This is a genomic window from Actinoplanes sp. CA-142083 (assembly GCF_050942195.1).
Taxonomy (GTDB): Bacteria; Actinomycetota; Actinomycetes; order Mycobacteriales; family Micromonosporaceae; genus Actinoplanes.
This window is the reverse complement of record NZ_CP192076.1, coordinates 3,598,478-3,620,169: the sequence shown is the minus strand read 5'-3', so window position 1 is coordinate 3,620,169 and position 21,692 is coordinate 3,598,478. Positions and strand designations below refer to the sequence as shown.

18 protein-coding genes are annotated in these 21,692 nt (G+C 70.8%); 11 read left to right on the top strand and 7 right to left on the bottom strand.

From position 1 onward, the window contains the following. Positions 1-16: 16 nt before the first annotated feature. On the top strand, positions 17-727 hold the full coding sequence (locus tag ACQPZX_RS16535; RefSeq protein ID WP_433381123.1) for a TetR/AcrR family transcriptional regulator: 711 nt from the start codon (positions 17-19) through the stop codon (positions 725-727). On the opposite strand, the gene ACQPZX_RS16530 is transcribed toward ACQPZX_RS16535, so the two are convergent. Beyond that, the gene (locus ACQPZX_RS16530) at positions 720-1,589 is read right to left on the bottom strand and encodes a hypothetical protein (RefSeq protein WP_433381121.1); all 870 of its coding nucleotides are present in this window, start codon (positions 1,587-1,589) and stop codon (positions 720-722) included. The genes ACQPZX_RS16535 and ACQPZX_RS16530 overlap by 8 nt on opposite strands. A 65-nt stretch (positions 1,590-1,654) precedes the next feature. Further along, complete coding sequence (locus ACQPZX_RS16525) at positions 1,655-7,021, bottom strand: RHS repeat-associated core domain-containing protein (protein ID WP_433381118.1); 5,367 nt, start codon at positions 7,019-7,021, stop codon at positions 1,655-1,657. Positions 7,022-7,179: 158 nt separating this feature from the next. Here ACQPZX_RS16525 and ACQPZX_RS16520 point away from each other — a divergent pair, with 158 nt between their 5' ends. Genes ACQPZX_RS16520 through prfH form a run of 3 tightly spaced genes read left to right on the top strand, consistent with a single transcriptional unit; the run spans position 7,180 to position 9,636 of the window. Beyond that, positions 7,180-7,929 carry a GNAT family N-acetyltransferase gene (locus ACQPZX_RS16520; protein WP_433381115.1) on the top strand — a complete coding sequence of 250 codons (750 nt, stop codon included), beginning with the start codon at positions 7,180-7,182 and terminating at the stop codon, positions 7,927-7,929. Between the two features lie 49 nt (positions 7,930-7,978). Next, positions 7,979-9,040 (top strand): RNA ligase RtcB family protein, encoded by a 1,062-nt coding sequence (locus tag ACQPZX_RS16515; RefSeq protein ID WP_433385269.1) that lies wholly within the window; start codon positions 7,979-7,981, stop codon positions 9,038-9,040. Next, complete coding sequence (gene prfH, locus ACQPZX_RS16510) at positions 9,037-9,636, top strand: peptide chain release factor H (protein ID WP_433381112.1); 600 nt, start codon at positions 9,037-9,039, stop codon at positions 9,634-9,636. Before ACQPZX_RS16515 ends, prfH begins: the two co-directional genes overlap by 4 nt. 222 nt (positions 9,637-9,858) lie before the next feature. On the opposite strand, the gene ACQPZX_RS16505 is transcribed toward prfH, so the two are convergent. From ACQPZX_RS16505 to ACQPZX_RS16495, 3 genes are all read right to left on the bottom strand, one after another. After that, entirely contained in the window at positions 9,859-10,515 is a 657-nt protein-coding gene (locus ACQPZX_RS16505) for a tetratricopeptide repeat protein (protein ID WP_433381109.1), read from the bottom strand. A 74-nt stretch (positions 10,516-10,589) separates the two neighbouring features. After that, positions 10,590-11,324 carry an SDR family oxidoreductase gene (locus ACQPZX_RS16500; protein ID WP_433381107.1) on the bottom strand — a complete coding sequence of 245 codons (735 nt, stop codon included), beginning with the start codon at positions 11,322-11,324 and terminating at the stop codon, positions 10,590-10,592. Between the two features lie 43 nt (positions 11,325-11,367). Beyond that, positions 11,368-12,156 carry an alpha/beta fold hydrolase gene (locus ACQPZX_RS16495; protein WP_433381104.1) on the bottom strand — a complete coding sequence of 263 codons (789 nt, stop codon included), beginning with the start codon at positions 12,154-12,156 and terminating at the stop codon, positions 11,368-11,370. 99 nt (positions 12,157-12,255) lie between these two features. On the opposite strand from ACQPZX_RS16495, the gene ACQPZX_RS16490 reads away from it, so the two are divergent. From ACQPZX_RS16490 to ACQPZX_RS16460, 7 genes are all read left to right on the top strand, one after another. Continuing rightward, the gene (locus ACQPZX_RS16490; protein WP_433381101.1) at positions 12,256-13,095 is read left to right on the top strand and encodes an NAD-dependent epimerase/dehydratase family protein; all 840 of its coding nucleotides are present in this window, start codon (positions 12,256-12,258) and stop codon (positions 13,093-13,095) included. 39 nt (positions 13,096-13,134) lie between these two features. After that, entirely contained in the window at positions 13,135-13,755 is a 621-nt protein-coding gene (locus ACQPZX_RS16485; protein WP_433381098.1) for an AbfB domain-containing protein, read from the top strand. An 83-nt stretch (positions 13,756-13,838) separates the two neighbouring features. Beyond that, positions 13,839-15,824 carry an endo-1,4-beta-xylanase gene (locus ACQPZX_RS16480; protein WP_433381095.1) on the top strand — a complete coding sequence of 662 codons (1,986 nt, stop codon included), beginning with the start codon at positions 13,839-13,841 and terminating at the stop codon, positions 15,822-15,824. Between the two features lie 9 nt (positions 15,825-15,833). After that, positions 15,834-16,352 carry a carbohydrate-binding protein gene (locus ACQPZX_RS16475; RefSeq protein WP_433381092.1) on the top strand — a complete coding sequence of 173 codons (519 nt, stop codon included), beginning with the start codon at positions 15,834-15,836 and terminating at the stop codon, positions 16,350-16,352. Positions 16,353-16,521: 169 nt separating this feature from the next. Continuing rightward, positions 16,522-17,139 carry a helix-turn-helix domain-containing protein gene (locus tag ACQPZX_RS16470; RefSeq protein ID WP_433381089.1) on the top strand — a complete coding sequence of 206 codons (618 nt, stop codon included), beginning with the start codon at positions 16,522-16,524 and terminating at the stop codon, positions 17,137-17,139. 107 nt (positions 17,140-17,246) lie between these two features. Beyond that, positions 17,247-17,684 (top strand): hypothetical protein, encoded by a 438-nt coding sequence (locus ACQPZX_RS16465; RefSeq protein WP_433381086.1) that lies wholly within the window; start codon positions 17,247-17,249, stop codon positions 17,682-17,684. Between the two features lie 18 nt (positions 17,685-17,702). Further along, positions 17,703-18,755, top strand: a complete 1,053-nt coding sequence (locus ACQPZX_RS16460) for an NAD(P)/FAD-dependent oxidoreductase (protein ID WP_433381083.1) — start codon at positions 17,703-17,705, stop codon at positions 18,753-18,755. Between the two features lie 94 nt (positions 18,756-18,849). Here the strand turns inward: ACQPZX_RS16460 and ACQPZX_RS16455 are convergent, their stop codons facing one another. Both ACQPZX_RS16455 and ACQPZX_RS16450 read right to left on the bottom strand, forming a co-directional pair. Next, on the bottom strand, positions 18,850-20,043 hold the full coding sequence (locus ACQPZX_RS16455; RefSeq protein ID WP_433363724.1) for an IS30 family transposase: 1,194 nt from the start codon (positions 20,041-20,043) through the stop codon (positions 18,850-18,852). Positions 20,044-20,139: 96 nt separating this feature from the next. Further along, positions 20,140-21,690 carry an alpha/beta hydrolase gene (locus tag ACQPZX_RS16450; protein WP_433381080.1) on the bottom strand — a complete coding sequence of 517 codons (1,551 nt, stop codon included), beginning with the start codon at positions 21,688-21,690 and terminating at the stop codon, positions 20,140-20,142. Between the last annotated feature and the right edge of the window lie 2 nt (positions 21,691-21,692).

The following is a 21,692-nucleotide window of genomic DNA, read 5'->3' as shown; positions in this document are numbered from 1 at the left end:
GCGTACGCTGTACCTCGTGGATACGCCGTACGGTAGCGAAGGGTTGCCGGTTTGGGAACGGCCCGAGCCGCAGCCGCGGGCGGCGCCGGTGCCGCTGAGCCGGGCGAAGATCGCCGCCACGGCCATCCGGATCGCCGACGAGCACGGCCTCGACGGGCTGTCGGTCCGCAAGATCGCCAAGGAGCTCGGCGTCGGCCCGATGCGGCTGTACGACTACGTGACCAACCGGTCCGAGCTGCTCGATCTGATGGTCGACGCGGTCTACGCCGAGATCGCCGAGGCCGGCCCGGAAGCCGATTGGCGGGCCACGGTGCTGGCCATCGTGCACCGGACGCGGACGGCCGCTCTCGACCACGAGTGGTTCGCCGACGTGCTCGGCGCGCGGCCGCACCTGGGCCCCCACGCGCTCGCGGTGGGCGAGTCGACCGCGGCGGCGCTCAGCCAGGCCCCCGGCGTGCGCGGTATCGAAGATCTCCAGCGGGCCCTGGGCGCCCTCAACGGCTTCCTCGTCGGGGCGCTGCGCCGGGAGGTCACCGAGCGGCGCACCGCCCGGTCCACCGGGACCGACGAGGCCGCGTGGCAGGCGACCCTCGGGCCGTACGTGAAACGCATGCTCGACACGGGCCGCTACCCGACCGTCGCCCGGCTCGTCATCGAGGGCGCCCACCTCGACCCCGGGGAGACCTTCCACCACAACCTGAGCACCATCCTGGACGGCCTCAGGTGAGCTGGGGAAACGGCGACCCCGGCGGGACCTTGCGGAAGGCGGTGCCCGGGTCGCGGACGATCCGCAGCGGGTATCCCTGGTAGCAGATGTACTCGCGGTCGAGCAGCACCGGGCGGTACAGCTCCTTCGCGGCCGCGAGGCGGGTGTCGTCGAAATCGGCGATGGGCGCGGGATCGCGTACGAGAAAAGCGTCGCCCAGAGGGACCACGACGAAGCCCGCCGCCTCCGCGCGCTGCTGGAGATCCGGCAGGCGGGCCAGGTGGCCCGCCGTGAGCAGCACCGCCCAGTAGTAGCCGCGCACGTGATCGCGGGTGTGGCGGACCATCTCGTGGGGCAGCACGTCGTACCAGAGCTCCCAGGCCGAGCTGTGCAGTCCGGTGCGGTCCCAGGTGATCGCGGCGGTCCGCAGGCCGCGCTGCTTGGCGATCAGATCGAGCAGGGATTCCGCCTCCGCGGCCGTCCACAGCTGCGCCGAGCTGGCCGAGACGCCCTGACCGGCCGCGGGATCGGAGGGGACGGCGTCGACGGCGAGGGACAGCCGGCGGTCCGCGGAGTCGGCGAACGAGATCTGGAGCATCTCGAGCCGGCCCGTCCGCAGCGCCGCCATCACGCGGTCGAGCGTGTCGTCCGTCCACGTGTCGGTGCCCGTGGACGGCGAACGGGACAGCGCCCAGCCGGCCGCGACGGGACGCACGCCGGGCGCGGTGGCGGCGAGATCGTCGAGCAGCTGCGGGAACACCTCGGACAGCGAGTCGTGGTCGTAGTCGAGGTAGAGGGCCAGCTGCGGCGGCGGGGCCGGCGCCCGGCCGCGCTCGTGGACGAAGTAGTCGACGGCGTCGAACTCCGCCTGCGGCATCTCCATCGTGTGAGTCCTCCGGGAAAGAGCGCGACCCCGGAGGTTACCCGGGGCCGCGCGAACTCATCGAACTACCACGACATGGCCCAGCCGAACAGGGCGACCGCCGCCCCGACCAGGATCTCCTCGGGCAACAGGACGATGACCAGCGCCACTACTGCGACGGCGGCGACGATCAGTAACGCGTCCTCCAGGAACGACCCGGCGACCACCGGCTCGTCCACCGGCGACTGCACCGGTTTGTCGACCGGGCGGGACGTCGGCTCCTCGGTCGGCTCCTCCGTGGCGCCCGGGGTCGGGCGTCCGGTGGGCTTGCCGGTCGGCACCGGCGGCGGCGGGACCCGGAAGTAGTAGATGATCCCGGACGCGTTGGCCGGATCGGTGGCCGGGCGCGCCCCGGGACGTGCCCAGGCCGCCCAGTCGACCCGCGAGAAGATCGTCAGCGTGCCCCGCGAGTCGACCCGGCTGGCCGGCACGATGTCCGGGCCGGGACGCGGGTTCGGCCAGCCCGCCGCGGTCAGCGAGCGCAGGTAGCGGTTGACCTGGTTGGCGTTGAAGTACTCGCGGATCGGCTGGCTGCGGTGGCCGGCCGAGAGCTGGTCGGTGCCGTGCTTGACCTCCCAGAGCAACGTCTGGGCGCCGAAGCGGGCGATGATGTCGGGGCAGCTGCTGGCGGGCTCGCCGGGCTGCGGGTCGAAGGTCGGGATGCAGATCTCGGTGCTGACGCCGCGCAGCTGGCGGCGGCCGGGCACGTCGGCGGCGTAGACGTTCCACGGCCCGTACTTCGGGTCGAGCTGCTCGAGAGCCAGCTCCTCGGCGGCGTCGTGGTCCGGGTCCGAGCTGGCGCCGGACGGGTCGCGCAGGACCGTGGGCCGGCCCTCGACGTAGCCGTAGGTGGAGACCGCGCCGGCCCGCAACGGCCGGGCGACCGGGTCGGTGCCGCCGAACCGGCCGGTGGACGGGTCGTAGGTGCGCGCCGGGAACGAGTACTGCGAGCCCAGCTGGCCGTCCTGGTAGCCGCCGGCGAACTTCACCGGGTTGTCGGTGCCGGCCCCGGCGACGGAGGCCGCCGTCCCATTTGTCCGGGCATTTCCATAAGGGTCATAGTCGTACGCCGCCAGCACGGCGCCGCTGTCGTCGAGCACATCGGCGACCCCGTTGAGCCAGTCCGGGACGTACGTGGCGGCGCCGTCCGAAGTGAGCATGGCCAGCGGTGAGGTGCCCGCATCGGTGAGGAACCCGCGGGTGGTCGACGAATCGCCCTTGCTGACCGTTTCGAGCGCGAGCGAGGGGATCGTGCCGTTGATGTCCTGCTTCCAGGTGCGGGTCGCCACGTCGGCGCCGCTGCCGGAGATCGCGCCGATCTGCAGGCCCTGGCCGTCGTAGCTGAAGCTGACCTGCTTGCCGCCGACCGTCGCCGAGGCCATGGTCTTGTCCAGGTTGTAGGCGAACGAGTCGGACCCGGCCTTGATCATGTTGCCCTGGGAGTCGTACTGGAACTTGATCGTGTTGCCGCCGGTCCGCTCCGGGCTGTACGCCTCGACCAGCTGGTCGGCGTCGTCGTAGGAGTACTTCGTGGTGCCGGAGCCGGCGGTGCCGCTCAGCTTCTGGGTGAGGCGGTTGCCCACCCCGTCGTAGCTGTAGCTGACCGAGTCAGCGCAGCCGGAGGCGTTGTAACAGGCCGACGTAATCCGGTTGGCGGCGTCATAGCTGTACCGCACATCCTGCGTCGCCGTCCCCCGCGTCGTGGTGATGGCGGTCGGGTTGCCCACCGGGTCGCGGGTGATCTGGTAGCGGGCGAGCACGTTCCCGCCCTGGGTGGTGTTGAGATCGTCGAGCCGCCCGGCCCGGTCGTAGGAACGATCGGTGACGGCGCCCGGCAGCGTCGTCTTGGTGAGCCGCCCCGCGACGTCGTAGCCGAAGCTCCAGCTGACGCCGGCCGAGCCCGCCACGCCGTCCGAGGCGGACAGCGAGGTCATCTGGTTGGCGTCGTTGAAGGAGGCGGCGATCTTCGTCCCGTCCGGCCAGGTGCGCGACGTGACGTTGCCGTCGGCGTCGTAGCCGTACGAGAAGTCCTGCCCGTCCCGGCTGACCCGGGTGAGCTGGTCGTCGGCGTCGTAGGACATGGTCCGCAGCCCGTTCGCGTCGGCCATGCTGGTCATCCGGTTGTCGGCGTCGTAGCCGTAGGCGTAGATCAGGTCGCCGGCGCCCTGGTCCTGGCCGACCTGGCGGCCGAGCAGGTCGAAGGTGTTGACGATGCTGCGCTGGGCGGCGTCGCTCGAGCCGTAGCCGGGGGCGGTGTAGCGGATCATGTTGCCCTCGGCGTCGTAGGCGTAGCTCGACGTGCGGTCGATCGCGTCGGTCACGGTGGCGATCCGGCCGAGCGCGTCGTAGCCGTACTTGCCGAGGTGCCCGTTGGGGTCGACGCGCTTGACGACGTGGCCGACCCGGTCGTACTCGTACTTGGTCGTGGCCTTCGTCGGCGCCACGACCCTGGTGAGCCGGTTCGCGTCGTCATAGCTCAGCGTGGTGGTGTTGCCGTCCCGATCGGTGTTGCTGACCACCTTGTTGACGGCGCTGTAGCCGAAGCGCGTGGTCGCGCCGAGCGCGTCGGTCACGCTGGTGAGATTCGAGGCCCGGTCATACGCGTACGAGGTGGTGAAGTCGGCCGCGTTCGCCCCTTCGGCGTTGCCGCGCGCCTCGACGGCGGTGAGCACCCGGCCGTCGTCGTCGTACGCCCAGGTCGTCTTCCCGCCGGTCCCGGTGGTCCGGGCGATCGGGTTGCCGGCCGCGTCGTACTCGGACTTCAGCGTGCTGCCGCCGGGGGTGGTGACCGCGGTGGGCCGCCCGTTCTCGTCGTACGAGAAGGACGTCTCCTGCCCGAGCGGGTCGACGGTGGAGGTCACCTGGTGGTTGTTGTCGTACTTCGTGGTGGTGACCTTGCCGAACGCGTTGGTGCTGGTCACGCCCCGGTTCATCTCGTCGAAGCCGGCGTCGACGGTGACGAACCCGCCGCCCGGGTAGGGCCGGCGCGCCCGCACGAGGTTGTTGTTGAAGTCGTAGGTGTAGGTGGTGGTGAACTGCGCCGGGTTCGCGCCCTTCACGTTGCCGCGCGGCGACACCACCGTCGACAGGTTGCCGCGGTTGTCGTACGCGAGCGTGGTCCTGCCCCCGAGAGCGTCGGTCACCGAGGAACGACGACCCGCCGCCGTGTAGGTGTATTCGGTCTTCGACCCGGTCGGATCGGTCACGCTCGCGGTCCGGCCGATCACCTTCGTGTACGAGTACGTGGTGGCGTTGTCGAGCGGGTCCACCGCCCGCACCACCTGGCCGAGCTCGTCGTACTCGGTGATCCACGGCTCCCGCTTGCCCGGGTCGTAGGTCTTCCGCAGGCGATCGAGGTTGTCGTAGACGTACCGTGTGGTGAAGTCGTCCCGGTCCGCGCCCGCGACGGTGCCGCGCGGGTCCGTCTCGCTGACCGGGCGGCCCACCTGGTCGTACCCGAAACCGGTCTTCTCACCCAGCGGCGTGGCCCGCTCGATGAGGTTACCGGCCGCGTCGTACGCGAAGGTGGTCTTCTTGTTCCTCGGGTCCGTGATCGCGGTGACCAGGCCACGGTCGTCGACGGTCAGGATCGTGGTGTTGTCGCCGAAATCGGTGATGCGCTGGATCTCGTCGAACGCGTTGTAGCCGTAGGTCGACGTCTTGCCCAGCCCGTCGGTGTGCGACGTCAGGTTGTTGTGCGGGTCGAAGGTGTTGCTGACCGTGTAGTTGAACGGCTCGGGCGCGCTCTGGCTGACCATGTTGCTGGCGCCGTCGTAGGCCGAGACGGTCTGGTTGCCCTTGGCGTCCACCAGCAGCGTCGGGTCGATCTGCTGGTCGTAGCGCTGGTTGGTGGTGTCGCCGTTGCCGTTCTGGCTGTAGACCAGCACGTTGCCCCGGTAGCCGTCGAAGTAGACGACGCCGTCCGGGTCTGTGGTGGTGGCTTCCTGCTTGCCGGCGTCCCAGGCGAAGGTCGTGATCTTGCCGAGGGCGTCGGTCTGGCTCGCGACGCGGTTATTTTGATACGTGGTGCTGACCTGCGTGCGCTGCTCAGGGTCGATGACTTTGCTCAGCAGCGTGCCGACGTACTGATATTTCCAGGTATTTCCGTCAGCATCGGTCGCTGCCGTCATTTGGCCGTTCGTGTAGCCGTATCGGACATTTCGCCCGTCCGGCAGGCTCATCTTGCGGATCAGGCCGTCGCTGCCGAGGTCGACGGTGACCACCCGGCCGGCCGCGTCGGTGATCTTCTGCTGGGTCGCGGTGTAGGCGAGCGTCAGGCCCAGCCCGCGACTGTTCTTCACCGAGGTGAGCCGGCCCGTGCCGTCGAAGGCGTAGGTGATCTGCGCCGGCGTGACCAGCTTCCAGCCGGTGCCGGTGGCGCTCAGGTTGGACCGCACGCCGGCCGGCCGCTTGAACGAGCCGTCCTCGTTGCGACCGTAGGTGACCTGGGCGCCGTCGTCGGCACGCACGGTCACCGCGGTAGCGTCCCCGGCCGGCGGGATCACCCGCACGTCGTAACTCCACGCCCAGCCCAGCCCCATCGATCCGGCGCCGGTGTTCGTCGACGAGTAGCGGCGCACCGCGTCGAACGTGACGCCGAACCCGGCCATCCGCAGGTCGTTCGAGGAGAAGGTGAACGAGCCGGTGCCGGTGTTCACCCCGCCGCCGCGCACCGCCTGCCCGACCGCGGTCGGGTGCAGCACGTTGCCGCACGCGCAGCCGGCGGCCTGGTCGGCCGGGATGGCGGGCGGCTCGATCGTGGCCCGCGCCTTGGCGTTGGCGGACGGCTCGGAGACGACCTCGGTCGCGTCCTTCTTGGTCACGGTGACGGTCGCGAAGTAGTCGTGGCCGTCCTCGAGCACCCAGCCGTCCTTCGCGCCGAAGGTGCGGCAGAAGTCCCGCGGCGTCGTGCACTTCGCGAGGTCGGAAGCCGCCAGCGACGCCGACTCCTGCGCGGTGCCGGTCGCCGGGTCGAAGACGGTCGCCTTCCAGGTCTGCCAGTCGGCGGTGTCGTCGGAGTCGAAATACAGCACGAGCGACGTGTCGGCGATCTCGAACCCGGACCGCAGCAGCACGTCCCGCGCGCCGGGGCCGGGCGTCGTCGGCGCGTCCAGCGCCCGGACTTGCGGCTTCGCCAGCCGTGTCGACTTCACACGGGCCGGCTTTCCGGAAGCCTTGATGCCCGGAGGCACGACCGGCGGCCGTTCCCCCTTGGCCAGCCCGTGCCCCGATGCCGAGGAGCTGGGCAGCGCCCGGTCGACCGGACCCGGCCCCGGCGGCGCCACGACGGGTTTCTTCGGTTGGGCGGCGGGCACCTCGGCCGACGCCGGCGTAGCCACCAGGAATTGCGCGAGAGTGAGTAGAGCCGCGGGCGCGGCAAGCCGTCTCAACATCACTTACCCCCGTAGTCAGCGATGGACGCCGATAGATGTTTCCGGCTCAATAGATCAACATCTATGAAGTGTCGGAAGGGCGATTTCCGGCCCGGACGGGGTTGCCTGCGGTAGCGTCCATTTGCGACCGTCGACGTTTCGACCGGGGGTATTTCGTCATGACCACCCGAGACCAGGCCCGCCGGGCCGCCACCGACCTCTCCACGCTGCTGGCCGCCGAGAGCCGCGCCGGTTTCACCTGGCAGCAGCGCATGTGGCAGATCGCCGCCTGCCTGTGCGCCGACGCCACCGACGACGAGGCCATGCGCGCCGCCCGCTCCCGCTTCGAGGCCGTCTATCCGGGCCTGCGCGACTTCCGCCTCTCGCCGCGCTCGGAGCCGTCCGCCCACGAGCGCCTGGCCACCCTGACCGCCCGCCTGCACGACCTGCTGCACATGCCGCCGGTGACGCTGCGCCGCGCCCGCGCCGCCGACGCCCCGCGCATCGCGATGATCTGGCACACCGGCTGGCGCGACGGCCACCTCGGCAACGTCCCCGACGAGCTGATCGCCGCCCGCACGCCCGACTCGTTCCGCGCCCGCGCCGCCGAGCGCGTCCCCGACACCACGGTGGCCGAGGTTGGCGACGTCGTCGCCGGCTTCGTCATGGTCGTGGCCGACGAGGTCGAGCAGGTCTACCTGGACGCTTCCTTCCGCGGCGGCGGCGTGGCCGACGTCCTGCTGACCGAGGCCGAGCGCCTGGTGGCCACCAACGGCCACGGCGTCGCGTGGCTGGCGGTCGTCCCCGGCAACGCGCGGGCGCGCCGCTTCTACGAGCGCTCGGGCTGGAAGGACGACGGCGGCTTCGACTACGTCGCCACCGGCATCCACGTGCCGTGCCGCCGCTACGTCAAGCCGGTGAGCCGGTAAATCGATTGCCCCGGGTTCGCCGCCCGGGGATGCTTCCCGTCATGACGCGCTGACATCTCCTCCACCGAGTCCCGGAAGCCTCGAGAAACCTGAGGAAGTTTTGTCTGCCACCGTGCGCGTTTTCGCCTCACCCTCCAGCTGGATCGAGTCCTCCGCCGTCGACCAGTGCCACCAGGTCGCCGCGCTCGACGGCATGCTGCACGTCGCCGGCATGCCCGACCTGCACCCCGGCAAGGGCGCCCCGATCGGCGCCGCCATGACCTCCACGGTCCTCTACCCGTTCCTCGTCGGCTCCGACATCGGGTGCGGCATCGCCGTCTTCCCGATCCGGCTCAAGCGCCCCTCCCCCGAGAAGCTCGCCGCCCGCTTCCCGGACCTCGACAAGCCTCTCGGCGATGACGGGCTGGGGACGCTCGGCCGCGGCAACCATTTCGTCGAGCTCGCCCGCGTGGACGAGGTGTTCGCCGACCGTCCGGGCCTGGCCAAGGGCGACCTCCTGCTGATCGTCCACAGCGGCTCGCGGGGCATCGGCGAGCGCATCCTCCGCCGCCACACGGAGGTCCACGGCGCGGGTCCCGCCCCCGATCCGGAGACCTACATCAAAGAGCATGACGACGCCGTACGGTGGGGGTCGCGCAATCGCCGGGTGCTGGCCGACCGCGTGGCGCGGGCCTTGGGCGCCGCACCCGAGGAGCCTCTGGTCGACGAGTGCCACAACCTCGTGACGTACGAGAACGGGGTCTATCTGCACCGCAAGGGCGCCGCCCGCGGCGACCGACGCGACGTGCTGATCGCCGGGACCCGCGGCACGCGGTCGTTCCTGGTCGCGGCCCACGCCGGCCCCGAGGCGAACTTCTCGGTGGCGCACGGCGCCGGCCGCAAGATGTCGCGCGCCGACGCCCTGCGCCGCGGCAAGGCCAAGCACACGGTCGCCGAGCTGCGCCGCACACCCGTCGGCTCGATCGTCGTCTGCGGCGACCGGCAGCTGCTCTTCGAGGAGGCGCCGACCGCCTACAAGCGCATCGAGCAGGTGGTCGGCGACCTCACCAGCCACGGCCTGGCCACCCCGATCGTGGCCACGGTCCCGCTGGTCACCTACAAGACCCGATGACCATCCACCTGCTCGTCTCGGCCGGCCGCGGCCCTGAGGAATGCTCCTGGGCCGTGGCCCGGCTGACCAGCCGCCTCGAGGAGGAGGCACGCCGGCGGAAGGTGGTGGCGACGCGCGTCCAGGCCGTACCCGGCGACCATCCGGGCACCTTCCGCTCAATCCTGCTGCGGATCGCCGACGACGCCTTCGCCGCCTCGTGGACCGGCACGCTCTGCTGGCAGGCGCCGAGCCCGTACCGGCGCGGCCACGGCCGCAAGAACTGGTACGTGATCGCCCATCCCGTCGATGTCAACGCTCCGCGCACGCCGTTCGACGAGTCCGACGTGGACGTGGTCGCCTGCCGCACCGGCGGTCCCGGCGGCCAGCACCGCAACAAGGCGAGCACCGCCTGCCGGGCCACCCACCGCCCGTCCGGCCTGGTCGTGGTGGTCGACACCGAGCGGCAGTTCACGCTCAACCGCGGCCTCGCCATGCGCCAGCTCCGGGCCCGCCTCGCGCAGGGCGACGCGGCGGCGGCCCAGGCGTTGACCACCGCCCGGTGGCAGGTCCACGACGATCTCGTCCGCGGCGACCCGGTCCGCACCGAGCGCCCCTGACAGCGACCTCGCGCCGGTCGCGCTGACGGCGCTGCCGCACGCGATGTTCTCGATCGGCGCCGGCTCCCCCGAGCACGCCGCCGCCAGCCCTGCGCGGCTCGGCCCTTCCCGCGGCTCGGCCTGCCTCCCGGCCGCGCCTCGGCCCGCTCACAGATCTTGATGACGTGCGGTTCGGCCCGAGCGGCAAGTCATCAAACCTCGACGGCTTCGAGCGCGGCCCCCTCAACCCGGGAAGGCCTCCCGTGGCGGCACGACGAGTCCCTGGTCGTACTGCTCGGTGAACGCCTCCTCGCCCAGCGCGTCCAGCGCGGCGGCGCGGACCGTGGCCAGCTCGGCCGCGTCGTCGGGGTCGGGGATCTGGCCGAGGGCCGCGAACGCGCCGTCGGCCACGCCGAGCATGAAGGCGGCCCGCCGGTGCTCGCCCTGGGCTGACGCCAGCGCCGCGGCCGCCACGCAGACGTACGGCACGAACCCGTCCCAGCCCTCCCGGAACACCTCCTGCCGGCCCGCCGCGAACAGCTCCCGGGCCACCTCGATGTTGCCCAGGCGCAACTCGGTGAAGGCCAGGTTGTGGTACTCCGAGTTGACCGTCTCGGCGTTGCCCAGCTGCCGGTTCAGCGCGATGCTCGCCTTGTAGAGGTCGCGGGCGCGCGGCAGGTCGCCGCTCATCCGGGCGACCGCGGCCAGCACATGCCGGGGCCGCTCCTCCAGGCCGCGGTCGCCGGCGCGCATCGCGGCCACGAGCGCCTCCCCGGCCAGCCGCTCGGCGCCGGGCAGGTCACCGCCGCGGGCGGCCACCCGCGACAGCGCGTACAGGGCCTCGACCTCGCCGGGCCGGTCGCCGGAAGCGCGGGCGCGGCTGAGCTCGGCCTGGCTCATCCGCACCACCTCGTCGCTGTCGCCGCGACGGAAGGCGGCCCGCACCCGCTCGGCGAAAGCCGGCCCCTGAGGGCTCAGATCGCGCCGCCGTTCGCGTAGATGACCTGCCCGTTGACCCAGCGGCCCGGGCCCGCCAGGAACGCCACCACCTCGGCCACGTCGCCGGGGTGCGCGAGGCGCTCCAGCGGGGGCTCGGCGGCGATCCGGGCGATCAGCTCGTCGGACTTGCCGGTCAGGAACATGTCGGTGGCGGTCGGGCCGGGCGCGACGGTGTTGACCGTGATGTCGCGGCCGCGCAGCTCACGGGCCAGGATCAGGGTCATCGACTCGACGGCGCCCTTGCTGGCCGCGTACGCCGTGTAGCCCGGCCGCGCGAAGCGGGTGATCGAGCTGGAGAAGTTGACGATCGCGCCGCCGGCCCGGACGCGCTGGGCGGCCAGCTGGTCGACCACGAAGGTGCCGCGCACGTTGGTCCGCAGCACCCGGTCGAGGACCTCCAGGTCGAGCTCGGCGAGCGGGGCGAGAGGCATGACGCCGGCGCAGTGCACGACCACGTCGACGCCGCCGTACCGCTGCTCGGCCTGGTTGAAGACCGACCGCATCGCGGCCTCGTCGGCGACGTCGGCCTGGACGGCGAAGACCTGGGCGCCGGTCGCGGAGATCTCGGCCACGGCCGCGTCGGCGGCGGCCTTGTCGCCCGCGTAGTCGATCACCACCGCGAACCCGTCGCGGGCGAGCCGCTCGACCACCTCACGGCCGATCCCGCGCGAACCGCCGGTGACGATCGCGACCCTGCTGGCTGTGCTCATGCCTTGATCATCCCCGGAGGCGCCGGCGGCAGCATCAGTCAAATTACTTCTCCTTCAGGAAGTCGAGCGCGACCGCCGGGAAGAGCGGCGAATCCGCCATCGCGTAGTGAGTGACGCCGGGCAGGATCGCCAGCGCGTGACCGCCCGCGGACCGGCCCTCGCCCATCCAGCCGCCGTCGCGCAGGCCGCCGTCCAGCAGCTTGAAGACCTCGACGAAGTGGCTCGGCGGGCACATGTCGGCGTCGCCGGCGACGATCATCGTGGGCACCGAGAGCGCGCGGACCTGCTCGGTGAAGTCGAAGTCCTTCGCCATCGCCTCGCCGATCTTGTCGAGCAGGCGGGGGAAGTCCTCAGGGCGCGGCGCGACCCGCTGGTAGAGCTCCCACATCGGGGTTTCCTTCATGAACTCGGCCGCGGCCGCGTTGACCTGGCCCTGCTGGCCGAGGATCTCCGGGTACGTCGCGTCGCGCCGGATGCCAGCACTTGCGCTGACCAGGCGACCGACCTTCTCCGGGTGGTTGAACGCGACCTGCATGGCGACGCCGCCACCGAGCGAATAACCCACGACATCGGGGCGGTCGAGGCCCAGGTGGTCGATCAGCGCCGCGATGTCGTCACCCATCAGCCGGATGTCGAGGGGCCGGTCCACGTCGGCGGTGCGCCCGTGGCCCTGCAGGTCGGGCAGGATCACCTGCCGGTTGGCCGCGAACGCGGGCAGGTTGGCGGCGAACATCTCGCCGGAGCCCAGGCCGCCGTGCAGCAGGACCAGCGGGCGGCCCTCGCCGTGGGTCTCGTAGTAGAGGTTGATGCCGTTGACGTCCGCGTAGCTCATCTTCTCGCTCCTCGTCTCGATTCTTGCCCCTATTGACCGGGCGGCCCACCGGAACTCATCGCTACGCTCGCATCTGGCTACGACATTTTTGGAGGCACGATGCGGATCGCGGTCACCGGTGGCACCGGCAAACTCGGCCGGGCCGTGGTCGCCCATCTTCGGGAGACCGGCGACGAGGTGGTCAACCTGGACGCGGCGGCGCAGCGGCCGGACATCCGGATCGACCTGACCGATTACGGGCAGACGATCGAGGCGCTCACCGCGATCGACGACCGGTACGACCGCATCGACGCCGTGGTGCACCTGGCGGCGATCCCCGCGCCCGGCATCACCGGCAACGCGGCCACGTTCCAGAACAACATCATCGCCACCTACAACGTCTTCGCCGCCGCGAAGGCCGCCGGCATCACCAACGTGGTGTGGGCGTCCAGCGAGACCGTCCTCGGCCTGCCGTTCGACACCCCGCCGCCGTACATCCCGGTGGACGAGGAGTATCCGGCCCGCCCCGAGTCCCGCTACTCCCTGGCGAAGCATCTCGAGGAGACGATGGCGGCCCAGTTCTGCCGCTGGAACCCCGAGCTCAAGATGATCGGCCTGCGCTTCTCCAACGTCATGGACGTCGAGGACTACGCCGAGTTCCCGTCCTTCGACGCCGACCCCTCGCGGCGCAAGTGGAACCTGTGGGGCTACATCGACGCCCGCGACGGCGCCCAGGCGGTGCGCAAGGCCCTCGACTACCGGGCGACGGGGGTGGAGATTTTCATCATCGCCAATGCCGACACGGTGATGAGCCGCTCCTCCGCGAGCCTGGCGGCCGAGGTCTATCCGGGCGTCGAGGTGCGCAAAGACCTGGGAGAGCACGAGACCATGCTGTCGATCGACAAGGCCAAGAGGCTTCTCTCGTACGAGCCGGAGCACAGCTGGCGCCATCACGTGTGAGGGTACGATCCGGGGCAGCCCACGGATCGGGACATTTCGTTGCCTCACGCCGACACTGACACCTTCGCCGCCCGCGTCGCCCGGTTTCTGGGGGCGGTGCGGGCTCATCCGGTCGCGGTGGCCGTGAGCGCGGTGGCGCTGGCGCTGGGGGTCGCCGCCATCGTGGCCGGCTGGACCGTGTCGGCGCCTTCCCAGGCGGCGAACGGGCTGCCACCACCGCTTCCGCGGCGAGGTGAGCAGATCGCGAGCGGCCCGCTGTCGCTCGAGGCGGCCGACAGCCAGGGGCGCTTCGTCGCGGTGGACGGTGACGCCGGGGCGCTCGCCGAGGTGAGCGCGGGCAGCCCGGCCGCGGCGCGGCGGGCGGCGACGTTCGTGGCGGAGCCGGGGCTCGCCGCCACCGATTGTTTCTCCTTCCGGGCCGCCGACGGGCGGTACCTGCGGGACGCCTCCGGACGTCTCGAGGCCGGCGTCGCCGAGCCGAGCGCCGCGTTCCGGCAGGCGGCGACTTTCTGCCTGCGGGGCGGGTTCGCGCGCGGGTCGGCCACGCTGGAGGCGCTGGGGCAACGCGGGAAACTCGTGCGGCACGTGGGAAACGAGATGCGGGTGGAGCAGGGGGACGCGCGGGGGACTTCGTTCCTGGTCCGCGCCCCGCTGGGCTGAAGCATTGTTCTGGGAGCGCTCCCATGTAACGATGAGCGTCACTTTCTCATCCGCGTACCCTTGGCCCCCGAAGGACCCCGCAGATGCGCGCTCTCGCGCGGCTCGCCGTGACCACCGTCCTGGTCGCGGCCCCCATCGCCGCAGTCACCGTCACCACGGTCGCCAGCGCGGCCGACGAACCCGCCCCGATCACCGTGCTGACCAGCACCTTCGAGGACGGCACCGTGCAGGGCTGGACCGGCCGCAACGCCGAGATCCTGGCCAACAGCACGACCGTCGCCCACGGCGGTACGCACAGCCTCTCGGTCACCGGCCGCACCGCCGCCTGGAACGGGCCCTCGCTGGACGTGCTCGGCACCTTCGAGAAGGGCACCTCGTACACGATCTCCGCCTGGGTGCGGATGGCCGACGGCTCCGACAACGCCCGGCTCAGCGTCGAGCGCCACACCGACGGCACGGCGTCCTACGACACCGTCGTGGGCAACACCGCCGTCACCAACGGCAGCTGGGTCAACCTGGTCGGGCATTACACGCTCGCCGCCGACGTGGATTTCCTGCACGTGTACGTCGAGACGGCGTCCTCCACCGGGTCGCTGTACCTCGACGACGTGACGATCAGCTACGTCCCGGCGCTGCCGATCCAGACCGGCATCCCCTCGGTCAAGGACGTGGTCACCGACTTCCCGGTCGGCGCGGCGATCACCGGCGCCGAGACCGTCACCCTGCACGGCGATCTGCTCGCCAAGCACTTCAACTCGGTCACCCCGGGCAACGCGCTGAAGTGGGACGCCACCGAGCCGAGCGAGAACACGTTCACTTACACGCAGGCGGACCCCCTCATCGCGTACGCGAAAGCCCACAACATGAAGGTGCGAGGGCACACGCTGGTGTGGCACAACCAGACGCCTTCCTGGGTCTTCACCCGCGCCGACGGCACCGCGATGACCGGGACCGCCGCCGACAAGACGCTGTTGCTGTCGCGACTGGACAATCACATCCGCAACGTCGCCGCCCACTACGGCACCACGATCGGCACCTGGGACGTGGTCAACGAGGTGATCGACGAGAACCAGTCGGACGGCCTGCGCCGCAGCAGCTGGTTCACCGTGGCCGGGCTCGACTACATCCGCACGGCGTTCAAGGTGGCCCGCGAGGTGGCGCCGGCCGCGAAGCTCTGCATCAACGACTACAACACCAACGTCGCCGCCAAGCGCGACAAGCTCTACAACCTGGTGTCCCAGCTCAAGGGCGAAGGCGTGCCGATCGACTGCGTCGGCCACCAGATGCACATCAACGTGAGCTGGCCGTCGATCGCCGACACCGAGGCGATGATCCAGAAGTTCGTCCCGCTCGGCGTCGAGCAGCAGATCACCGAGATGGACGTCAGCATCTACACCAACAGCGGCGAGAGCTTCCCGGCGCCGCCCGCGGACCGTCTGCTGCAGCAGGCGTACGTGTACCGCGACATGTTCGCGCTGTTCCGCAAGTACGCGAGCGCGATCACCTCGGTGACGTTGTGGGGCCTGGCCGACGACAACACCTGGCTGGACACGTATCCGGTGGCTCGCAAGGACGCCCCGCTGCTCTTCGACACCCGGCTGCAGGCGAAGTCGGCCTACTGGGGCGTCGTCGACCCCACCAAGATCGGCACGACCACGCCCCCCACAACCCCTCCCACCACGCCGCCCACGACTCCTCCCACGACGCCGCCCACCACTCCTCCCACCACGCCGCCGACCGCCACTCCTGGCGCCTGCGCGGTCACCTATCGCGTCACGGGTAGCTGGCCCGGCGGCTTCCAGGGCGACGTGAAGATCGCCAATACCGGCAGCGGCGCGATCTCCGGCTGGAAGCTGGCCTGGTCCTTCACGGGCGGCCAGACGATCTCGCAGCTCTGGAACGGCTCGGCCGCACAGAGCGGCGCCGCCGTGACGGTCACCAACACCTCGTGGAACGGCTCGATCGCCGCCGGCGGGTCGCAGTCGTTCGGCTTCCTCGGCAGTTGGACGGGCAGCAACCCGGTCCCGTCCGCCTTTACCCTCAACGGAACCGCCTGCACCGTCCTCTGAAGGAGGGTCATGACCGTCAAATCCCTGTTCACCGTCGTCGGCGCCGCCCTGCTCACGCTGCTGGCCGCCACCCCCGCCACGGCCGCGTCCCCCACCCGGCCGTTCGGGTCGCTCATCGAGGCCGAGAGCTTCGACGCGACCCACGGCGTCCGGGTCCTGGCCGACGCGAACGCCTCCGGTGGACACGCGATCGCCTTCTCCCCCGGCGACTGGGTCCGCTTCGACAGCATCGACTTCGGCGCGCCCGGCCAGACCAGCGGCTACGCGACGTGGCGCTCCTGCGCCACCGGCTCCGGCACCGTCGAGCTGCGCCTGGACAGCCCGGCCGCCACCCCGTTCCTGACCTTCAACCCGTCCGGCGGCGGCTGCACCCAGTGGTACCAGTCGAGCCTCCGCCTGGGCCTGGGCTCCACCCCGACCGGCGTGCACGCCTTCTACACGACCGCCCGCTCCGACGCCACCAGCTGCGACTTCTACCGCTTCGACAGCCTCCAACTGATCAAACAGACCTTCCCGCCGATCCCCTGACGGCTCGAGGGCGCCGGCCCGGCGCCCTCGACAAGGGTTTCGTGGCAAGTTGACAGAAGGTTGCCACCGGCGCCGGCCCCGGGATGCAATTGCCGGGACGACGAACTCACCGGGGGGCGGCCCGATCATGAGTGACGATCTTCACCGTTTCGCCGAGAATCTCCAGCGCTTGCGGATCTCGGCCGGCATCAAAAGCCGGCGCGCCCTGGCGGCCCGCACGTTCTTTTCGCACACCACGATCTCGGCGGCGGAGCAGGGAAAGATTCTGCCCTCGCTCGAAGTGACAACGGCCTATGTCGAGGCGTGCGGCGGCGATCCGGCGGAATGGGAAGATCGATGGAGACTGGTCTATGCGGCGGGCGAGGACAGCGCCGAGTCGCCCTGGCCGGCCCAGGAGGTGGCGGACGGCAGTGACCCGATGGACTCCGGCTGCCACGTCGACGCGGTGACGGTCCAGGTCGCACGGGTCGCCCTGGCGGCGAAGCGGCACATCATCGGGCGAGTCGAGCTGCGCTATTCCCCGCGATCGCATGCGGCGTGGGGCCGGTTCAACGGCGAGAAGGGCCTCGACTGGCTGGCGGCACATCGCCACGCGGTCGACATCACGGTCGGGGTCGGGCGGGAGTCCGACCAGCGGCGCCTCGGGTTCGAGATCGAGTACGGTGCCGACGATCATTGGTGCGGCATTCTGATCACCGGGGCCGGCGCATTCTTCGCGTGGACGGCCGTGCGTTTCGACGGCGCTCAGGTCGCTTATCGCGAGACCGATCGCGCGGTGCTCGGCTGAACTGGCAGACGATTGGCAACTGACACCGGATCCCTGGCGCGCGGCGTTCCGGCTGCCCCAGCCTGGAACAAAGCGAAGGGGGTCCCAAAATGCGTCGCTTCGTATCCGTGGCAACTGTCCTGTTACTGGCCGGATGCGGCTGGGCCACTCCGGACAGCTCCACGAAGAACGACCTGAACATGAAACATGGGAGCGAAATAAGTTGCCTCCGCGATGCGGTCTTCCCGCATATCGACCACTACGACCTGAACGGGGACGGCAGCGCCGAGGAGTTCCTCGTCATGCGCTGCGAGAACGCCAGTGATCCGCGCGGTGACCAGTTCGAGGTGCTCCCCGGCGGCGGGGACGGGAAACCGGTCAAGCTGGTCCTGCAGATGCCGCAGCCGTCGGTCGTCGACCGGGTGTGTTTCGCCAACGGTGCGGCGATCTACAGTGTCACCAGCGCCACCGGGTCAAAGGTGTGGCAGGTGAAGTGGGCCAAGGACAAGCCCAAGCCGGGACCGCCTACGCCGGGACCACCCGGGGGCTGCCCCGAACCCCGGTAGGCGACCGCACAATGAGGCATGGAGATCGAAGCTGACGTCGCCGTCATCGGCGCGGGCATGGCCGGTGTCTCGGTGGCTCACGAGCTGTCGGCCGGCGCGACCGTCGTGGTGCTCGAGCAGGAGAGTCAACCCGCCTACCACACCACCGGTCGCTCGGCGGCCATGTTCCTGGAGAGCTACGGCAGCCCCCGCGTGCGCCGGCTGACCACCGACTCCCGGCCGGACTTCGACGGCCTGCTCACCCCGCGGCCGATGCTGTGGGTGGCGCCGCCCGATCAGCTCGACCGGCTGGACGCCATGGCGAAGGCCCAGCCCACGCTCATCGCCTCGGATCCGGCCGAGTACTTCCCCGCGATGCGGCCGGGCTGGTGCGCCGCGGCGCTGATGGAGCCGGACGCCTTCGAGATCGATGTGCTCGGCTTGCACCAGCGGTATCTGGGCGGCGCCCGCCGTCGCGGCGTGCAGGTGCTGCTCAAGGCCGAGGTCAGCAAGGGCCGCCGCGAGGGCGCCCGCTGGCTGCTCGACACCGCGGCCGGGCCGGTCGCGGCGACCACCGTGGTCAACGCGGCCGGCGCCTGGGCCGACCGGGTCGCGGTCGCACTCGGCGTGCCGCCCATCGGCCTCCAACCGATGCGCCGCACCGCCGCAGTAGCACGCGCGGCCGGCGTCGACCGTTCGTGGCCCCTGATCGGCGACATAGGCGAGACGTTCTACTTCCGCCCCGAGGGCGCCGGCGTGCTGGTCTCCCCCGCCGACGAGACCCCGAGCGACCCCTGCGACGCCCGCCCGCTCGACGAGGATGTGGCGCTGGCCATCGAGCGGGTCAACGAGGCGACCACGCTGGACCTGCGCTCGGTGCAGACCGCGTGGGCCGGCCTGCGCACCTTCGCCCCCGACCGGCAGCCGGTGACCGGGGCGGACCCGGCCGCGCCCGGCCTGTTCTGGGTGGCGGGCCAGGGCGGCTACGGCATTCAGATCGCCCCGGCCCTGGCCCGTCTGGCGGCCGGCGCGGTGACCGGCGCGGGCGAACCCGTGCCGGCCGACCTGTCGGTAGCGCGCTTCCGGAGCTGAGCCGTGTGGATAACGGCGAAAAATTGTCGTAGCCATCTGCTTCAGTTGCCCCACCCAGTGAGGCGGTTTCTGGGGGTCGTTGCAACACTGCTGGTCAGTTGGCTTGGGTGAGGAGTTTAGCGAAGCGTTCGGCGGGGGTGTCCCAGCCGAGGGTTTTGCGGGGCCGGCCGTTGAGTTGGACCGCGACCGCGTCGAGGTGTTCACGGCTGTGCACGGCTAGGTCGGTGGATTTCGGGAAGTACTGCCGCAGCAGGCCGTTGGTGTTCTCGTTGGTGCCGCGTTGCCAGGGTGAATGCGGGTCGCAGAAGTAGACGCTCATGTCGGTGGCCAGGCTGAACTGGTGGTGCAGGTGCATCTCGCTGCCCTGGTCCCAGGTCAACGACCGGCGCAGATGCGCGGGCAGAGTGGTGATCGTGGTGATCAAGGCGTCGCGGAACACGTCCGGGGTCCGTCGCCCGTCCGGCAGGTGCACCAGCATGAGGTAGCGGGTGTGCCGTTCGACCAGGGTGCCGATCGCGGACTTGTTGCCCTTGCCGATGATCAGATCACCTTCCCAGTGCCCGGGCACCGCCCGATCCTCGATCTCGGCCGGCCGCTCACTGATCATGATCATGTCGGTGGCCATCCGCGGGGTGCGCTGCCCTGCGCTGCGGTGGGGGCGGCGCATCACCCGCCCGGTGCGCAGCGCGGCCGCGACCTCGCGGCGTAAACCGCCGCGGCCTTGCAGGTAGAGGGCCTGGTAGATCGTCTCAGGACACACGGACAGCTCCGGCCGGTCAGGATGATCGCGGCGCAAGCGTCGCACGATCTGCTCCGGACTCCACCGCAGGTCCAGGCCGTCCTGAATCAGCGCCCGCAGTTGCGGGCTAGCGTCGATCTTGCGGGGTTTCGGGCGGGGTCGGCGGGCCTCGGCCCGCCGCTGCGCCGCATACGGCCGGTAGCTCCCGCTGTCCGGATGGGCGTTGCGGCGCAGTTCCCGGCTGACCGTGGACGGATCCCGGCCGAGCTCCGCGGCGATCTGCCGGACCGACGCCTGCTCCCGGCGGCGGTCAGCGATATGGATACGCTCGTCAGCGTTCAGATACCGGCCCCGCACCGAACGCTCAGCGGCCGACCTGATCGGCTTCGGCCCGTTACGCCAGCGTTTAGTCAGCCGATAGGAAACCCCGACAATCCGAGCCGCCCGCCGGAACCCCATGCCTTGATCCACCAGAGCAAGGTAGGCCTCCCGCCGCAACAACGACCGACCGGCGTAGTCGACCGACCCATCCCGGACCACCTGCTCCATCACACAAACCCCTCAGAACGAGGTGTTGCGACGACCCCTGGAATCCGGGTGAACGGGGTGGGGTGGAGTACCCAGCCCGAATCCGGACGTGAGCGCTCAGGCGGCGGGGAAGGGCGCCAGATCCTGCGAGCAGCGCGTCCCGACCGGTGGCAGGGCGCCGTCGATCAGGTAGCGCGAGTACCAACCCGTGATGCAGGCGCTGTACCGGGTCGTGTGCCCGTACCCGTCCAGCGTGAGCAGCCGGGCGTTGCCCAGCTCCCGGGTCATCCGCACGGCGAAGTCGTAGCGGGTCGCCGGGTCGTAGGTCGGGTTCACCACCAGGACCGTCTTGGCGGTGCGCTTGTTCCACGGGCCGTGGTAGCGCTCGGCGATCCGGGGCCAGTTCGCGCAGGCGACCTCGCCGAACGCCTCGGCCCGCCCGAACGTGGGGCTGGCGGCCTCGAAGGCTTCGGCGATCGCCGGGTAGAGCGCGGGGTTGCGGGGCAGCGGCGCGTCGGCGCAGTTCACCGCGAGGAACGAGTCGTTGCCGTTGTACGAGTACGCGTCGGCCGACCGACCCGGACCGGGCCGGGCCTTCGGCAGCGTGCGGGCCGCGAGCGTCGACGCGGTGGCGCCGCCGAACAGGGCGTCGTAAGCGAACTGCAGCGTGGCCGCGGTGTCCGGCCAGTCCGCCACGTTGTACATGCTGCCGGAGATGAAGTCGGTCAGGTCGTCGATGGTGACCGTGCCCAGCTCGGGCAGCGTGGCCGGCCCCTGCCGCAGCCGGTCGCGGAGCCGGTCGAACTTGGCCCGCGCGTTACCGGTGAACGCGCAGGTCGTGGTCGCCTTGTCGCACTCGCGCAGGAACGCCGACAGCACCAGCTCGAAGCCGCCGGCCCGCTCGAACTTGTTCGCCAGCCGGCGGTTGGTGCGCTGGTCGGGGTCGACGTTGCCGTCGATGATCACGGCGCGCACCTGGGACGGGAACAGGTTGGCGTAGGTGGCGCCGATCAATGTCCCGTACGAGAAACCGATGTAGTTGATCTTGGTGTCGCCGACGGCCAGGCGGAGCCGGTCGAGGTCCTTCGCGACGTTGAGCGTGCTCATGTGCTCGAGCAGCGGCCCGGCGTTGGCGACACAGCCCCGCGTGTACTCCAGGTTGGCGCGAATGGTGCTCGCGATCTCGGCCCTGGAGAGCGGGACGATCTTCATCTGCTCGTAGAGCGCCTCGGCCTCGGCGTCGGTCTTGAAGCACTCGACCGGGTCGCTGGCGCCGATGCCGCGCGGGTCGAAGCCGACGATGTCGAAGCGGGCCAGCACATCGGGCGCGACGATCTGGTCGGCCACGGTGACCATGCCGCGGCCGGCGCCGCCCGGGCCGCCGGGGTTCACGAAGATGGTGCCGATCTTGTGGGCCGGGTCGCCGGCCGGGCGGCGGGCGAGCGCGATCGTGGTGGTCGCGCCGTGCGGCTTGTCGTAGTCGAGCGGCACCGGGGTGGTGGCGCAGTCGAAGCCGAGCAGCTCCTCCTCGGTGCAGGCGGCCCACCGCAGGCCGGTCGAGGGCGAGGCAGCGGCCGCCGCCTGGGGGACGGCCAACGCGGCGGAGAGCAGGGCAAGAGCGGCGCCGGCCCGGACTGAGACCCGGCGATGGAACGGAGTGACGGACATCG

Bases quoted from the DNA above. Each gene is read 5' to 3' on its own strand.
- ACQPZX_RS16475 (WP_433381092.1), top strand. From the start codon at position 15,834: ATGACCGTCAAATCCCTGTTCACCGTCGTCGGCGCCGCCCTGCTCACG.
- ACQPZX_RS16505 (WP_433381109.1), bottom strand. From the start codon at position 10,515: ATGAGCCAGGCCGAGCTCAGCCGCGCCCGCGCTTCCGGCGACCGGCCC.
- ACQPZX_RS16460 (WP_433381083.1), top strand. From the start codon at position 17,703: ATGGAGATCGAAGCTGACGTCGCCGTCATCGGCGCGGGCATGGCCGGT.
- ACQPZX_RS16450 (WP_433381080.1), bottom strand. From the start codon at position 21,690: ATGTCCGTCACTCCGTTCCATCGCCGGGTCTCAGTCCGGGCCGGCGCC.
- ACQPZX_RS16525 (WP_433381118.1), bottom strand. From the start codon at position 7,021: ATGTTGAGACGGCTTGCCGCGCCCGCGGCTCTACTCACTCTCGCGCAA.
- ACQPZX_RS16480 (WP_433381095.1), top strand. From the start codon at position 13,839: ATGCGCGCTCTCGCGCGGCTCGCCGTGACCACCGTCCTGGTCGCGGCC.
- ACQPZX_RS16530 (WP_433381121.1), bottom strand. From the start codon at position 1,589: ATGGAGATGCCGCAGGCGGAGTTCGACGCCGTCGACTACTTCGTCCAC.
- ACQPZX_RS16520 (WP_433381115.1), top strand. From the start codon at position 7,180: ATGACCACCCGAGACCAGGCCCGCCGGGCCGCCACCGACCTCTCCACG.
- prfH (WP_433381112.1), top strand. From the start codon at position 9,037: ATGACCATCCACCTGCTCGTCTCGGCCGGCCGCGGCCCTGAGGAATGC.
- ACQPZX_RS16495 (WP_433381104.1), bottom strand. From the start codon at position 12,156: ATGAGCTACGCGGACGTCAACGGCATCAACCTCTACTACGAGACCCAC.
- ACQPZX_RS16490 (WP_433381101.1), top strand. From the start codon at position 12,256: ATGCGGATCGCGGTCACCGGTGGCACCGGCAAACTCGGCCGGGCCGTG.
- ACQPZX_RS16500 (WP_433381107.1), bottom strand. From the start codon at position 11,324: ATGAGCACAGCCAGCAGGGTCGCGATCGTCACCGGCGGTTCGCGCGGG.
- ACQPZX_RS16455 (WP_433363724.1), bottom strand. From the start codon at position 20,043: ATGGAGCAGGTGGTCCGGGATGGGTCGGTCGACTACGCCGGTCGGTCG.